Source organism: Bacillus cytotoxicus NVH 391-98, from assembly GCF_000017425.1.
Classification (GTDB): Bacteria; Bacillota; Bacilli; order Bacillales; family Bacillaceae_G; genus Bacillus_A; species Bacillus_A cytotoxicus.
The window spans coordinates 3119616-3134047 of record NC_009674.1 but is presented as its reverse complement, the minus strand read 5'-3'; the positions used below and the strand labels follow the sequence as shown (position 1 = coordinate 3134047).

The window sequence follows — 14432 nt, the reverse complement described above, 5'->3', positions numbered from 1 at the left end:
ATGTTTTAATTTTTGATAAATTCGACATAATGCGACATTAAAAGAGTTTTAATTTTGATAGTATATAATTATATTTTGCGCTATGAAGAGATTTTAAAAGGGATAAGGAAGAAGGAACGTTCATGAAAAAGAAATTATTTACAACAATTACTTGTGGGATCCTGATGACAGGATTAGCTGCATGCGGTTCTACGGAGAAAACAACTACATCAAACGAAGCGAAACCGAAACAAGAAGAGAAAAAGAATGATGCCGAAACTTCAACGTCAAATCGTACAAAGGAAAATTTGGAACTAAAAGAAGATAAAAAGGAGCAAAAATTTGAAGACTTTGCTTTAGAATATCAGTTAGCTATTGTAATGCAAATGTTTCAAGATGTAACGATTAAATATGATTACGCAATTGGCAATCCAGAGTTTTTGCTACGAGATACAATGGATCAAAAGAGAATCGATGATATGAAGGCTATGTTACAAGACCAGGCAAAAAATAATGATAAAGTGCTCAAGGATCAAGTAAATCAAGCATATACATTTTTAAAACAATCTAAAGTTAAGAATAAAGATGATATTCAAAAGCTCATAAATACTGAAAATGCTTATTTACAGATTGTAGACAAAATGATTGCATGCATTGATTCTGTAACAGTTGAAAATGCAAAGGAAAAAAGAAGTGAAATGGACGGTTTACATAAAGAATATTTAAATGCCGCAATACGGGTAACCAATACTTCAATTGAGGTTGCTAAAAATGCAGGGATAGATGAAGAGACATATAAGTCAATTTTGAGGAAGTTTTTAAAGCAACCAGCAAATCAAAGGTAATAGGAGGTTTTGTATAAAAAGAATAATGCCTCGTCTAAACTGAAAAGACGAGGTGTTTTTTTATGAAAATGAAGCGAAGAATTGTTATCATTTTATTATGTTTTACATGTATTATGCTCCTTTTGCTTGGTAGACTGGCGCAAATACAACTTATATCTACTGAATCATTTACAGATAGGCAAATTAATTTAATTGAAAAGAGTGTCACCCAGCGTACACAAGCTTTTACAGTGGATGAAGGGAGGGGGCATTTTGTTGATCGAAATGGAGAAAGAATCGGTGAAAAAAGCTATCCCGCTTTAATAATTTTTCCGTTCTTGCAAATAAAAAATGACATGTTACAAAAAATTGCGCATATCATTGGTGTGTCAGGGCAAGACATACATTTGCAAATGAAAAATAAAAGAAAACCATTCCTATTTCAAAGAGGTGATCAGCCGTTTCAGTTAACGAAAGAACAGATGGAAAAGATAAATCGTGAAAATATGTTAGGGATGGTAGCGACTGAAGTAAGGTTAAAACAAACATCCGAAGCAGAACATTTCATTGGTGTAGTAGGAGAAAATGAGAGGGAGTTTCAAAAACGATATGGAAAGAAACATAAGTTATCTAATCAAACCCCTGTCGGTATTTCAGGGTTACAACAGTCATTTGATGAATTTTTAATGACTGATGGTGAAGCAAAAATATTATATCAAGTGGATAGACGGGGGGAGCCCATTTTTGGAAAGCATGCGAAACTTACCTCTCCTGGAAATCCGTTTTATCCTGTCACGATTCAAACAACGCTTCATAAACGGATGCAACAAAAAGCAGAAGCGCTCCTGGAAATTTATAGGATGAAAAGGGGCGGATTAGTACTATTAGATGTGGAAAATAATGAAATTTTAGCTATGGTAAGTAAGCCGTCTATACAGCAAAATGATAAGAGTACATATGAACAGGCGTTGGAAAACCAAATGGTAACACCTCATTTTCCAGGGTCTATTTTTAAGACGGTGATAGCTGCGGCAGCAATAGATCAAAAATTACTTCAGCCTAACAGAATGTTTAATTGTGATACAGATTTGTATGGTGAAGATATTCCAGAAGTAATGATGGGAAAATTAAACTTTAAAGAGAGTTTTGCTAGAAGTTGTAACCGAACGTTTGCTGAACTCGGGAATGAATTAATGCAGCTTGATAAAAGTGTGATGGAAACATATTTAAAAGCGCTCGGTGGAAGTGGGGACGTTGGCTGGACGGGACCGGTATTTCATGCATTAAAGTTTAAACAGTTGCCAGAAGAAAAAAAAGCTGTTGTTTGGGGGGAGGAAGAAAATAAAAGAAGCTATAAAGCAATTGCACAAACTGCAATTGGACAAAAAGATGTACGAATTTCGCCGTTAGCAGTCGCAAATATGATGGCAACGATTGCTCGGGGCGGAGAGAAACGTGAAGTAAAGGCTGTAAAAGAAATTCGATATAAGAATGGAACGAGTTTTTTTCAATTTAAAGATCACAAGGTAGAAGGAAAGCGCCTTTCTTATACAACGATAACAAAGTTACAACAATTGTTACGGAGTGTAGTAACAATGAAGGAAGGGACGGGTTCAGCTTTTCAAGGCTTACCTGTATCAGTTGCTGGAAAGTCCGGTACAGCACAAACCGGAAAGGGAAATAAAGTAAATCGATGGTTCGCTGGTTATTTTCCTTATGATAACCCTAAATATGCTTTAGTTGTAGTGGATATTGAAACAACTCAAAACCAAAATATAGTAACATCCATTTTCAAAGAGTTTGTAGAAGCGATTTATCAATTAGAGCATGCACAGTAATCTTGCAATTGTATGTAAAATGTTTTCAGTTTGTGAAAAAATGTTTGTAATTGTTCAACCTTTTTAGATTTAATGTTACAATAGCAAGTAGGAAAAACTGCATGGAGGTTTGAAGAATGGCAGGAGGATCTAGATTCCAACAGAAACAACAAAAACGTCGTCAAAACGGTGTTTTAAATATTGCGATTGCGATTGTATTATTAGCAGTCATTGTTGTAGCTTATCAAGTCTTCTTTACTGCTGATACAACAGAACAAGCATCTTCTCAAGATAAGAAAGTATCTCAGGAAACAAAGAAAGAGAACAAATCTGAGGATAAAAAAGCGAAAGAAAAAGAAAAAGCAGAGGAAGAAGAACAGAAAAAAGCTGAAGAAGAGAAGCAAAAGGCAGAAGAGGAAGCTAGGAAAAAAGCTGAGGAAGAAGCAAAGGCAAATGAAAAAGTGGCAGCTGAAAAAACACTTCCAAAGGCGACTGATGCCTATACAAAACCTTCTTGGAAACCAGTAGGCACAACGCAAGGCGCAACGCCGGCAATGACATTTAAAAAAGGAACAGCAGATTGGAATGAAATGAATCAAGCAATTTCTTCTGCAATTGAAATTCCTGTAGAACAATTAATTATTCATCGCATTGGAAATAATGGAAAAGAAAAAGCGTATGGTAATGTTCAAGATAAGCAAACAGGAAAAAGATATTATGTAAATATTGAATGGGTACAGAATGAGGGTTGGAAGCCAACACTTGTTCAAACTCTAAACTAAAAAAGAGAAAGGTTCTTAAAAGAACCTTTCTCTTTTTTAGTTAACGTAATTTTTTTAGCTTAAAATGAACAACGGCACTATAATATGGACGTTTGCTTTCTGGATCCATAACCATTTGGTGAGAAACGCGATGAACTTCAAGCATCAGTGCTTTATTATTATCTATTTGTTCGTTAATCTTTTTCTCTAAAGAAACTAAGTCGGTTGCTTCAAAAAATTCTACTTTATCCTCTAACATTTCAAAGGTGAATGACATGAAGAAACACTCCTCTCCTGTATTAATCACACTTAGTGTAGCAAAGAAAAGACAGAAATACCATGTACATTTAGATTGACATTTTAGGAAAGAAAGCATATCATACTGATAAAACCGATAAGAAAAAGGGGAATTTTCATGGGTACAGAATTTAATGGTTTATTTGATGAATGGGCTCATACATACGACTCATTCGTACAGGGTGAAGATATACAATATAAAGAAGTTTTCGCTCATTATGAGGAAATTTTAGAGGATGTAGTAAACAAATCATTTGGAAATGTATTGGAATTTGGTGTTGGCACTGGCAACTTAACAAATAAATTATTACTTGCTGGCCGCACTGTTTACGGTATAGAACCGTCGCGTGAAATGCGTGCAATTGCAAAAGAAAAATTGCCAGAAGGATTTACAATTACAGAGGGAGATTTTCTCAAATTTGATGTCCCAAATACGATTGATACGATTGTTAGTACTTATGCATTTCATCATTTAACAGATGAAGAAAAAGATAGGGCGATTGCGAAATATAGTCAATTACTAAACAAAGGTGGTAAAATAGTCTTTGCTGATACGATATTTGTAGATCAAGAAGCATATGATAAGACTGTAGAAACTGCAAAACAACGAGGTTTTCATCAGTTAGCCAATGATTTGCAAACAGAATACTATACACGTATTCCAATCATGCAATCTATTTTTGAAAAGAATGGCTTCCATGTTACATTTACGAGACTAAATCATTTCGTTTGGGTTATGGAGGCAACTAAGCAATAGAAAGAGGGATTAGATTGAGAATTGCTGTAATTGGAGCAATGGAAGAAGAAGTGCGTATTTTACGTGATAAATTAGAACAAGCAGAAATAGAAAGCGTTGCTGGCTGTGAATTTACAAAAGGAATGTTAGTAGGACATGAAGTAATCTTGTTAAAATCCGGTATTGGTAAAGTGAACGCAGCGATGTCTACGACAATTTTGTTAGAAAGATATCAACCTGAAAAAGTAATCAATACAGGTTCAGCTGGTGGCTTCCATCACGCTTTAAATGTTGGGGATGTTGTCATTTCAACTGAGGTTCGTCATCATGATGTGGATGTAACGGCATTTAATTATGAATACGGTCAAGTGCCAGGCATGCCACCAGGATTTAAAGCGGATAAAGAATTAGTTGCATTGGCAGAGCAATGCATGAAGGAAGAAGAAAATATTCAAGTGGTTAAAGGAATGATTGCAACGGGTGACTCATTTATGAGTGATCCAAACCGAGTTGCAGCAATTCGTGGTAAATTTGAAAATCTTTACGCAGTAGAAATGGAAGCAGCAGCTGTTGCACAAGTATGCCATCAATATAACGTTCCGTTTGTTATTATTCGTGCACTTTCTGATATTGCTGGTAAAGAATCAAATGTTTCATTTGACCAATTTTTAGATCAAGCAGCTCTTCATTCTACAAACTTTATCGTAAAAGTATTGAAAGAGTTAAAGTAATGTAACAAAAAGGCAACTGTTTCATATAAAGAATTACATACAGTTGCCTTTTCTTTATTGGCAAGTAAGGAGGAGAACACGATGAAGGTGTATCGTGGGGTTCATGAATTAATTGGTCATACACCGATGGTAGAAATTACTCGTTTTTCACTTCCAGATGGTGTTCGATTATTTGCGAAACTTGAATTTTATAATCCAGGTGGAAGTGTGAAAGATCGTCTCGGAAAAGAATTAATTGAAGATGCATTAGCGAAAGGGCTTGTCACAAAAGGTGGAACGCTTATTGAGCCAACAGCAGGGAATACTGGTATTGGACTGGCACTTGCTGCACTAGAGCATGGCTTACATGTTATTGTTTGTGTGCCAGAGAAATTTAGCATTGAAAAACAAGAGCTAATGAAAGCACTTGGTGCAAAAGTTGTTCACACACCAACTGAACAAGGAATGACAGGGGCAATTGAAAAAGCAAAAGAGTTAGTCAAAGAAATTCCAAATTCATATTCTCCAAGTCAGTTTGCTAACGAGGCAAACCCACGTGCTTATTTTAAAACACTGGGACCTGAAATTTGGGAAGCTTTAAACGGAGAAGTAGATATATTTGTAGCAGGTGCAGGTACTGGTGGTACATTTATGGGTACTGCATCGTATTTAAAAGAACAAAATTCCAATGTAAAAACGGTTATTGTAGAACCAGAAGGATCTATTTTAAATGGTGGTGAAGCAGGTTCACATGAAACGGAAGGGATTGGTCTTGAATTTATTCCGCCGTTTTTAAAGCCGTCTTACTTTAATGAAATTTATACGATTTCTGATAAACATGCCTTTAAACGTGTGAAAGAATTAGCACAAAAAGAAGGACTCCTTGTAGGAAGTTCATCAGGCGCTGCATTTCATGCAAGTTTGCTAGAAGCTGAGAAAGCAAAACCAGGCACAAATATTGTAACGATCTTTCCAGATAGCAGTGAGCGTTACTTAAGTAAAGATATATACAAAGGATGGGAATAAAAATGAGAGCAAAAACAAAATTAATTCATGGTATTCGCATAGGAGAACCTTCAACTGGATCTGTCAATGTGCCCATTTATCAAACAAGTACGTACAGACAAGAAGCAGTTGGTAAGCATAAAGGTTATGAATATTCACGCACAGGAAACCCAACACGTGCAGCTTTAGAAGAAATGATTGCAGTACTAGAAAACGGTCATGCGGGATTTGCATTTGGATCCGGAATGGCTGCAATTACAGCAACAATCATGTTATTCTCAAAAGGAGATCATATCATTTTAACGGATGATGTGTATGGTGGAACATATCGTGTTGTGACAAAAGTATTGAACCGCTTTGGTGTTGAACATACATTTGTAGATACGACAAATTTGGATGAAGTAGCTACGGCAGTACGTCCAAATACAAAAGCGATTTATGTTGAAACACCAACAAACCCACTATTAAAGATTACAGATATCAAAGCAATTTCTACATTTGCCAAAGAAAAGGGTTTGCTAACAATTATTGATAACACATTTATGACTCCTTATTGGCAGTCACCTATTTCTCTGGGAGCAGATATTGTCCTTCACAGTGCAACGAAATACTTAGGGGGACATAGTGATGTAGTTGCTGGTTTAGTTGTTGTAAATAGTCCGCAATTAGCAGAAGATCTTCATTTTGTTCAAAATTCAACAGGTGGTGTTCTTGGACCACAAGATAGTTTCTTATTACTACGCGGTTTAAAAACATTAGGTATTCGCATGGAAGAACATGAAGTAAACTCACGTGCAATTGCCGAGTTTTTAAATAACCATCCAAAGGTTAATAAAGTATACTATCCAGGGCTTGAATCGCATCCGAATCATGCACTAGCAAAGGAACAGGCAAACGGATACGGTGCTATTATTTCATTCGATGTAGATAGTGAAGAAACATTAAATAAGGTACTTGAGAAAGTACAATATTTCACACTTGCTGAAAGTTTAGGGGCTGTTGAAAGCTTAATTTCAATCCCGGCACAAATGACACATGCTTCTATTCCAGCTGACCGCCGTAAAGAACTAGGTATTACAGATACATTAATTCGTATTTCTGTCGGTATTGAAGATGGTCAAGATTTAATTGAAGATTTAGCGCAAGCGTTGGCATAATGAAAGAGCCGTGAATAACGGCTCTTTTTTTTGGCAAACTTCTCCCTCATTGACTGTATTTACTTGCTTCAAAAACTATTAGAATATGATAAAGTGATAGGGAGGAGTGGTAAAAGTTGAAAGAATTGCAACAAAAAATCGCAGATTATACTCGCTTCGGTCAAGTCCTCCTTGCAATATCCACCTTTTTTATGATTGGTTTATTGATTCCAAATGGAGGAAGAGAAACGGTACAATTCTTTGCGATGATGGGTGTTATTGTTTTGTTTTTAGGAATGGCGTTTTTCTTTTTTAAACGTATTAAAGTGTTGCGTGATCAGTTAGAGGAGAACGAGTATGAATAGATGAAACGCTACAAGAAGAATATATCTTTTTGTAGCGTTTTTTTATATAGATAAAAGTTGTGTAGAAAATGTATGCGTTTTACATTGACAATGATAATCTTTATCAATTATAATGTAATAGAAGATAGTTTTCATGTGAGATTTTGGAATGATTAGAACCAAATGGAATATCTAGTATATATCTGAAAATTCTACACCCCCCTCAAACCTGTAGTTTTCTTTATACTAGTTATCATATGGAAGCAGTAAACAAGTTTTGTTTACTGCTTTTTTTCGTCAAGACTTGTATATCGCTGTAATAATAAAGGCAGCATAGAGATTTAGTTCCTCTGCACCACGTTTATCATTTGCAGTATGAAAAGCAACTTGCTTTTCCCTCAATAACTTCTTTCTGTTAAAAGTTGAATTTTCCCCATATTTTTGTTCACCTCGTTTATAATAGATGTAAAACTTACAATATACTGTACATTCTGAAATGTATCACAGATCAAGGGGGAATTACCATTTCTACCATTGAAGATATTGCGAAGTTAGCTGGAGTATCAAAAGCGACGGTTTCTCGAGTACTCAATCGTCATCCTTATGTCCGTCCAGAATTGCGGGCAAGGGTAGAAGCAATTATTGAGGAACAAAACTATGTACCAATAGCAACGGCTAAAGATTTGAGGCGTCTTCAAACAAATTTAGTTGGTGTAGTTGTTCCAAATATATATCATCCTTTTTTTAGCCAGTTAATTCAAGAATTAAGTTATATATTAAAAAAAGATCATTACGATATTGTGATTTTACAGTCAAATTATGAGATGGATAAGGAGAGAGAATTTTTACACTACATTAAGACGAAAAAATTAGATGCATTAATTTTTATGACACTTTCGTTACCGATTGGAGAAGTAGAAGAGGCAATGCACTTCGGGAAAATTGTTATTTGTAATGAACATGTTGAAACAGAAAAGATTTGTACAGTTCAATTTAATGAAGAGTTAGCGGGATATATGGGAACGAAACATTTGATTGAAAAAGGATATACAAGGATAGGTTTTTGTTACGATACATTAAAAAGTAAAGCACAGCGCCAAAGGTATAAAGGTTATAAAAGAGCATTAAAGGAATATGGCCTACAGTTACAGCAAGAATGGGTGTTTTCAAACTGTTTTGAATTAAAGGATGGAGAAAAGGTGATATATAGTATTTCCTCCATGCGCGATATTCCAGATGCAATCTTTACAGGTAGTGATGAAATAGCTGCAGGTATGATTATGACAGCACAACGATTACATATTCATGTTCCACAAGATTTAGGAGTGATTGGATTTGATAATCAACCTCTTTCAATGATTATGACTCCTAACATAACAACAATACAGACATCTATTAGAAGCATGGCCCAACATTCAATTTTTTTATTGCACAAACAGTCGCGAAAAGAACATGTACAGCAAATCCGATTGCCAGTTGCGATAATAGAAAGAGAATCTACAAGAAGGAGGTAGTAGTATGTTTCATACAGATCGTTTGCAGTTTCGGAAATATACAATGGCTGATTTAGACTTTTATGCTTCGTTATGGGGAAATGAAAAAGTAATGCGCTATATTGGAAATGGGACACCTAAAACATATATGCAGTGCAAAAAAAACCTCGAAAACTGGGTTCTTCCAGGTTATCAAAATGGTTTAGGACTATTTCTAATGATCGAAAAAGAGACAGCAGTACCGATTGGACATGCGGGACTTGTGCGGCAACAAGTAGACGGTAAAGAAGAAATTGAAATTGGCTATTGGTTACTTCCTGCATATTGGAGAAAAGGTTATGCAAAAGAAGCAGCAGTAGCATTTCGGGACTATGGATTTCAAGCGCTAAGACTAAAAAAATTAATTTCCCTTATCAACCCAGATCATCCCGCTTCTATCTTTGTTGCTAGAAAAACGGGATTGAGCTATGAACAAACAGCCTCATTTCATGGGAAGGATGTTCTTGTCTATGCGATCAAGAGAGCGGAGTGATGAGGAGCAGAAAGTGATACTTCTAGAGTTGTATAAAACATATAAGAATATTCTGATATATTATACAATAAGAACAACCTTGAGGAGTAGATATATTAGGATAAAGCGAATGATAATGCGTTGGAAAATCTATATATTTAAAGGGATAAGAGCAGGAAAAAGGCTTGTTTTCAAAGGAAAAACAAGCTTTTTTCCTGTTCGTAACAGCTCGATTGGTGAGGAAGAAGCCCTCAATGATCAAAGTTTCACTTTATTGGTTTTAGAGTAATTAGTAAATGTGTTTTCGATTTTCTGCATGGCTAGAGATGAGTAGTAATGCAGGTTCTTCCCCAATATTTCGAACAATATGAGGCACACAAGCACTCCAAGAAAACGAATCACCTTCTTCTACAATTGCAATATCTTCTCCATGCTGTACTTCTAATTTTCCACGTAAAACAAGATGACATTCTTCTCCTTCATGAGCGTTTGGTTTATTCTCTTTCGGGAATTCAACAGGAATCTCTACTAAAGATAAGCGCAGACCACCTTGTTCTGCTACATGTTCAATTCTTTGCTTATCTTTTCCATATACGCTATATTTCCGCTCTTCTTTTTTGACAATTTTCATACGATTTTTTTGTTCAAGCAATAAATAAGGAAGAGGAACATTTAGGAAATTGGAAATCGTTTCTAAAGTTGAGATAGATGGTGAAGTTTTATTATTTTCAACCTGGCTCATAAACCCTTTAGAAAGTCCTGTCCCTTCACAAATTTGAGCGATTGTGATGCCTCTGCGTTGACGAATTTCGCGTATTGCAGAACCAATATTCATAAAATCAATCTCCTTTTTGTAACAACTATTTGTATCATAGCAAAAAAAATATATTTTTTCTTAAAAAATGAATTGACGAATAAAAAAATTTATTATATGTTTTGTAATGTTAATAAAAGTTTTATATAACAAAACTATAAAGGAGAGAAAGAAATGAATCAACGTATTGGTAACTTAATTATTCGTATCGTGTTAGGAGTAACGTTCTTCATGCACGGTTTAGTAAAATTCCAATCAGGAATTGAAAATATTGCAGGATGGTTTACAAGTATCGGTTTACCGGGTGGACTTGCTTATGGCGTAGCAACAATGGAATTAATTGGCGGCTTATTATTAATTATCGGTTTAGGTGTAAGATATGTTGGACTATTATTTGCAATCATTATGGTTGGAGCAATTGTAAAAGTAAAATGGTCAGCTGGTTTATTAGGAGATGGGAAAAATCCTGGTTTTGAATTAGATCTTGCATTATTAGCAATGGGACTTCACCTATTTATTGCAAAAGCTGATGGTTTTATAGATAATTTCTTAAAAGCAACTATGTTTAAAAAAGACTAATCTTTGCGGGGGTATAACAATATGAGCTTTCAGCTTCATCCCAACACAGCACTTGGTATTGTTCATCTATACGTATCAAATATAAAAAGATCACTAGAGTTTTATACGAATGTATTACAATTCACAGTAATTCAAGAAGAAGAGACAATCGTTACACTTGGTACAAATGCAAATGAACCACTTCTTATAATAGAAGAACAAAAAGATGCTTTACCGAAACAGAAAAATCGCACAGGTCTATATCACTATGCAATTTTATTACCGACGAGACAAGAGTTAGCAAATGTTCTGCGTCATCTTGTAGAGAAGATATATCCGTTGCATGGTGGGGCAGATCATTACTTTAGTGAGGCTCTTTATTTAGCTGACCCAGATGGGAATGGAATAGAAATTTATCATGATCGCCAAAGAGAAGTATGGCGTGATGAAAATGGAGAGATCCCGTTTGTTAGTAACCCGTTAGATGGTGAAGGATTATTACAGCAAGGAGAGGCATGGAGTGGATTCCCGAGTGGTACAGTGATAGGACATATTCATTTCCATGTATCTGATTTAGGAGAAGCAAGACAATTTTATGTAGATGGTCTAGGATTTGATATAACGATTCCACCTCGAAATGGTGCGTTGTTTGTTTCTGCTGGTGGGTATCATCATCATGTCGGTTTAAATACATGGCAAGGTGAAGGAGTGCCATCACAAATGCCAAATTCTATCGGCTTGAAATATTTCACAATTGTATTAGCAAATGAAACGGAAACAGAAAAGGTATGTAAAAGCTTAAAAGATATTGGTATTATTGCAACGTACAAAGAGGGAGTATTACAAGTTGAGGATCCATTTGGTCATCGTATTCACTTGATTACAAAAGAAGAAGCCTAAGCGCGGCTTCTTCTTATTTTTTTATAATCGCTTTTTCATTCTGTAAAAAGAGGTCATCAAATTGTTTTGCTAAATCAAAATCAAGTTTTGTTAGTCCTTTTGCATTCCATGATGACAAAGTGAGAATTACTGCTTTATACTGAATAAGGATAAATGGATGGTGATTATGTTCTTCTGATAGTTTGGCGGCTTCAGAGACAAATTCGACACCTTTTAAGTAGTCGGAAAACATATATTTTCTTTCAATCCATTTTTCATCTTTCACTGTCCATTTATCTAGCTTCTTTAATTCCTCTTGTACTTCATGATCTGTTAATCGTTGCATTATTTTTCACATCCTTTATTGGAAGTAAAGCAAGTCCATTATGGATTAAACGTTGTACAGACTCATTTTCTGTAAATGTAGAGAGTTGTTGCAGTAAGAAAGAGGCTGTTTTTTGATCTTTGTTATGTTCCACAAGTAACTCTAATATTTCAAGGCGGAGTAGCCATTCTTTTTTATAGAATTGATTTAATACTTCATGTATGGCTACTAATTGTGCTACATCTGAATCTTGCAGCTCACCTTTATTTCGAATATCTCGAACCATTTGATACATACGATCTAGCTCTGATAGTGAAAGTGGTGCGGGGGTTTTTTCTATTTCTTCATCCATGGGGAAGAATGAGGCTGCATCGGCTGCACCTGGGAATACAGATGTAATGTTAGAACCAACTGCCATATCAAATGTTCCCCATGAAGCATCAAATAATAAGCGATCTTTATAAACAACAGTGCAATTTGTAAAGGAAATAAGAACGACTTTCTCATCCTGTTTTATAATATCAGTTACAGTTCCTTTTACGTGAACACCGCTTGCAAAGGAAAGATCAGTATTGTTTCCAATTAGAATACCTAATGATTGTAAAGATTCCTCTGTACAATCTTCTAATGCTATATTGTTTTGCAATAAACCAATTGGTGTACCAAATCCATCTTCGTGTATAGCTGTTGAGTGATGAGGCAGTTGCTTATGATTGAATGCTAAAGCGGTTGGTGTATTGGTTTTTAGATAAATTACTTCACCAACCTCATTTTGCACCATCTCTGAGAATGTACCTGTAATTTGTAAACCACTACTTAGTTCAGCAGTCGCTATGTTTTCAGAGCGAATTGCTTTTTCTAATCCTTCCGCACCACCCGTCTGAAAAGCCATTGTTTTAGAAAATGCTTCAAGTGCTTCTATCAGTTCTTCAAATGACTGACAGACAAATAATTGCGGCTGCATTTTCGTCACATCGTATGTTGTCTTTATGCAAGCTTCGAGCGAGAATGGAACTTTTTCAACAGCATCTGTTAAACAATACTTACTTTCGCCTACAGAAGACAGTAGACCAGCTCCGTAAATTTTAGGATTGTCTAGATCGCCAATCAGTCCATATTCAACTGTCCACCAAAAAAGGCGAGAAATTTGTTCCGCTTCTGATACACCTGAAACTAGTTTTTGTTTTTCGATTACTTCTTTTTCCGCTGCTTCAATTTCTTCAGGTGTTGAAGTTGGACTTTCTTTTACAATGGTGAGTGTACGAACTGCTTCAAAGGCATCATGCTCTTCCTTTGTTGAGAAAGCTTTTGCTCCAATTTGTCCAAAGCGTTTTACATACTTGGCATATGTAGGATCAAGTAAGATGGGAGCATGACCTGCTGCTTCATGAACGATATCAGGTGCTGGTGTATATTCAATATTTTCTACTTTGCGAATATCTGTTGCGATTGGTAGTAAACCATGACCTTGAAAGTCAAAAAATGCGACTCCGGGAATCAGACCATCAATCGTTACAGCTCCCCAACCGCTTGGTGCTAAACATTCATTCATTTCTTCCACTTTTGGAATTGCGTCTATATTAATACCAGATGATTTTAATCCGTTCACATAAGCTGGATGAGCCACATCTTTTAGAAAGTTATGGTTTTGCCTCATAATATAGCGCCATACAGCATGATTAATGGGTGTGTACTGATCATAATGTTGCTTAGACACAAAAGGCTTTAAATGCGCTGGAATTTCTGTCTTCTTCATTTCTACATCCTCCTTTTTTCTCTAATCAATTGATTGTAAGTTCTTTCTGTCAGTAGAAATTCACTGAAATATCGCCCTTTACAAAATCTATCACCACCATTTTAAAAAAAATATAATCGCTTATAAAAATTTTATCATAAAATTTTGAATTATTTAACATTTGTTTTGTGAGAAACAAAAAAGTTAGTGCTAGATTATTTGATCAGGAAGATGAAATAGTAGTACCTCTATTCATCCTGCTATTTTAGGATAGCTTAGTTGGCGAAGGTTCGTACTGAGTAGAGATGAAGGAAGCGCCACTGATTAAAATTGTATCTTATCTAAAATATAGCGATGGGGGAATGATAAGGAGAGAAAGAAAATGTGTAAAAAGTGTTTTTTTCTTATAATTTGTATATTTTATCCGCGATCATGATTTATGGGTAAAAATAAACAGTAAGGAAACACAAGTAACAAAAGGAGAACATATTACAAAACCGAAATGGTC

The 14432-nt window shown here is 35.4% G+C and carries 16 protein-coding genes; 12 read left to right on the top strand and 4 right to left on the bottom strand.

Going from position 1 to position 14432, the window contains the following annotated elements:
- The first annotated feature begins 122 nt into the window (after nucleotides 1-122).
- From BCER98_RS15590 to BCER98_RS15580, 3 genes are all read left to right on the top strand, one after another.
- The gene (locus BCER98_RS15590) at nucleotides 123-824 is read left to right on the top strand and encodes a hypothetical protein (RefSeq protein ID WP_041810037.1); all 702 of its coding nucleotides are present in this window, start codon (nucleotides 123-125) and stop codon (nucleotides 822-824) included.
- Between the two features lie 62 nt (nucleotides 825-886).
- Nucleotides 887-2641, top strand: a complete 1755-nt coding sequence (locus tag BCER98_RS15585) for a peptidoglycan D,D-transpeptidase FtsI family protein (protein WP_012095551.1) — start codon at nucleotides 887-889, stop codon at nucleotides 2639-2641.
- Nucleotides 2642-2757: 116 nt separating this feature from the next.
- A complete protein-coding gene (locus tag BCER98_RS15580; RefSeq protein WP_012095550.1) occupies nucleotides 2758-3402 on the top strand; it encodes a YrrS family protein in 645 nt (214 codons plus the stop codon).
- A gap of 40 nt (nucleotides 3403-3442) precedes the next feature.
- Here BCER98_RS15580 and BCER98_RS15575 read toward each other — a convergent pair whose 3' ends face one another.
- Nucleotides 3443-3658, bottom strand: coding sequence for a YrzA family protein (locus BCER98_RS15575; protein WP_012095549.1), 216 nt, complete (start codon nucleotides 3656-3658; stop codon nucleotides 3443-3445).
- Nucleotides 3659-3796: 138 nt separating this feature from the next.
- Between BCER98_RS15575 and BCER98_RS15570 the strand changes: the two genes are divergently transcribed.
- The 7 genes from BCER98_RS15570 to BCER98_RS15540 all read left to right on the top strand — a co-directional run bounded on the left by BCER98_RS15570 (nucleotide 3797) and on the right by BCER98_RS15540 (nucleotide 9634).
- The gene (locus tag BCER98_RS15570) at nucleotides 3797-4435 is read left to right on the top strand and encodes a class I SAM-dependent DNA methyltransferase (protein ID WP_012095548.1); all 639 of its coding nucleotides are present in this window, start codon (nucleotides 3797-3799) and stop codon (nucleotides 4433-4435) included.
- Between the two features lie 14 nt (nucleotides 4436-4449).
- On the top strand, nucleotides 4450-5145 hold the full coding sequence (gene mtnN / locus BCER98_RS15565; RefSeq protein ID WP_012095547.1) for a 5'-methylthioadenosine/S-adenosylhomocysteine nucleosidase: 696 nt from the start codon (nucleotides 4450-4452) through the stop codon (nucleotides 5143-5145).
- A gap of 81 nt (nucleotides 5146-5226) precedes the next feature.
- Nucleotides 5227-6150 (top strand): O-acetylserine dependent cystathionine beta-synthase, encoded by a 924-nt coding sequence (locus BCER98_RS15560; RefSeq protein ID WP_012095546.1) that lies wholly within the window; start codon nucleotides 5227-5229, stop codon nucleotides 6148-6150.
- Between the two features lie 2 nt (nucleotides 6151-6152).
- Nucleotides 6153-7286, top strand: a complete 1134-nt coding sequence (locus BCER98_RS15555) for a bifunctional cystathionine gamma-lyase/homocysteine desulfhydrase (RefSeq protein ID WP_012095545.1) — start codon at nucleotides 6153-6155, stop codon at nucleotides 7284-7286.
- A 116-nt stretch (nucleotides 7287-7402) separates the two neighbouring features.
- Nucleotides 7403-7630 carry a YrhC family protein gene (locus tag BCER98_RS15550; RefSeq protein WP_012095544.1) on the top strand — a complete coding sequence of 76 codons (228 nt, stop codon included), beginning with the start codon at nucleotides 7403-7405 and terminating at the stop codon, nucleotides 7628-7630.
- A gap of 401 nt (nucleotides 7631-8031) precedes the next feature.
- A complete protein-coding gene (locus tag BCER98_RS15545) occupies nucleotides 8032-9123 on the top strand; it encodes a LacI family DNA-binding transcriptional regulator (RefSeq protein ID WP_012095543.1) in 1092 nt (363 codons plus the stop codon).
- Between the two features lie 4 nt (nucleotides 9124-9127).
- Nucleotides 9128-9634, top strand: a complete 507-nt coding sequence (locus tag BCER98_RS15540; protein WP_012095542.1) for a GNAT family N-acetyltransferase — start codon at nucleotides 9128-9130, stop codon at nucleotides 9632-9634.
- Between the two features lie 268 nt (nucleotides 9635-9902).
- Here the strand turns inward: BCER98_RS15540 and BCER98_RS15530 are convergent, their stop codons facing one another.
- Nucleotides 9903-10448 carry a helix-turn-helix domain-containing protein gene (locus tag BCER98_RS15530; RefSeq protein ID WP_012095541.1) on the bottom strand — a complete coding sequence of 182 codons (546 nt, stop codon included), beginning with the start codon at nucleotides 10446-10448 and terminating at the stop codon, nucleotides 9903-9905.
- A 153-nt stretch (nucleotides 10449-10601) separates the two neighbouring features.
- Here BCER98_RS15530 and BCER98_RS15525 point away from each other — a divergent pair, with 153 nt between their 5' ends.
- Nucleotides 10602-11006: a DoxX family protein gene (locus tag BCER98_RS15525; protein ID WP_012095540.1), complete on the top strand. Its 405-nt coding sequence runs from the start codon at nucleotides 10602-10604 to the stop codon at nucleotides 11004-11006.
- Nucleotides 11007-11027: 21 nt separating this feature from the next.
- A complete protein-coding gene (locus BCER98_RS15520; protein WP_012095539.1) occupies nucleotides 11028-11885 on the top strand; it encodes a VOC family protein in 858 nt (285 codons plus the stop codon).
- Nucleotides 11886-11898: 13 nt separating this feature from the next.
- Here BCER98_RS15520 and BCER98_RS15515 read toward each other — a convergent pair whose 3' ends face one another.
- Nucleotides 11899-12213, bottom strand: coding sequence for a 4a-hydroxytetrahydrobiopterin dehydratase (locus BCER98_RS15515; RefSeq protein WP_041810034.1), 315 nt, complete (start codon nucleotides 12211-12213; stop codon nucleotides 11899-11901).
- On the bottom strand, nucleotides 12188-13945 hold the full coding sequence (locus BCER98_RS15510; RefSeq protein WP_012095537.1) for an aromatic amino acid hydroxylase: 1758 nt from the start codon (nucleotides 13943-13945) through the stop codon (nucleotides 12188-12190). Before BCER98_RS15510 ends, BCER98_RS15515 begins: the two co-directional genes overlap by 26 nt.
- Nucleotides 13946-14432 lie beyond the last annotated feature (487 nt).

What these genes read in the sequence shown, in the direction of transcription:
- BCER98_RS15560 (WP_012095546.1), top strand. Translation starts at nt 5,227, where the DNA reads ATGAAGGTGTATCGTGGGGTTCATGAATTAATTGGTCATACACCGATG.
- BCER98_RS15590 (WP_041810037.1), top strand. Translation starts at nt 123, where the DNA reads ATGAAAAAGAAATTATTTACAACAATTACTTGTGGGATCCTGATGACA.
- BCER98_RS15580 (WP_012095550.1), top strand. Translation starts at nt 2,758, where the DNA reads ATGGCAGGAGGATCTAGATTCCAACAGAAACAACAAAAACGTCGTCAA.
- BCER98_RS15525 (WP_012095540.1), top strand. Translation starts at nt 10,602, where the DNA reads ATGAATCAACGTATTGGTAACTTAATTATTCGTATCGTGTTAGGAGTA.
- BCER98_RS15585 (WP_012095551.1), top strand. Translation starts at nt 887, where the DNA reads ATGAAAATGAAGCGAAGAATTGTTATCATTTTATTATGTTTTACATGT.
- BCER98_RS15570 (WP_012095548.1), top strand. Translation starts at nt 3,797, where the DNA reads ATGGGTACAGAATTTAATGGTTTATTTGATGAATGGGCTCATACATAC.
- BCER98_RS15540 (WP_012095542.1), top strand. Translation starts at nt 9,128, where the DNA reads ATGTTTCATACAGATCGTTTGCAGTTTCGGAAATATACAATGGCTGAT.
- BCER98_RS15510 (WP_012095537.1), bottom strand. Translation starts at nt 13,945, where the DNA reads ATGAAGAAGACAGAAATTCCAGCGCATTTAAAGCCTTTTGTGTCTAAG.
- BCER98_RS15530 (WP_012095541.1), bottom strand. Translation starts at nt 10,448, where the DNA reads ATGAATATTGGTTCTGCAATACGCGAAATTCGTCAACGCAGAGGCATC.
- BCER98_RS15575 (WP_012095549.1), bottom strand. Translation starts at nt 3,658, where the DNA reads ATGTCATTCACCTTTGAAATGTTAGAGGATAAAGTAGAATTTTTTGAA.
- BCER98_RS15555 (WP_012095545.1), top strand. Translation starts at nt 6,153, where the DNA reads ATGAGAGCAAAAACAAAATTAATTCATGGTATTCGCATAGGAGAACCT.
- BCER98_RS15520 (WP_012095539.1), top strand. Translation starts at nt 11,028, where the DNA reads ATGAGCTTTCAGCTTCATCCCAACACAGCACTTGGTATTGTTCATCTA.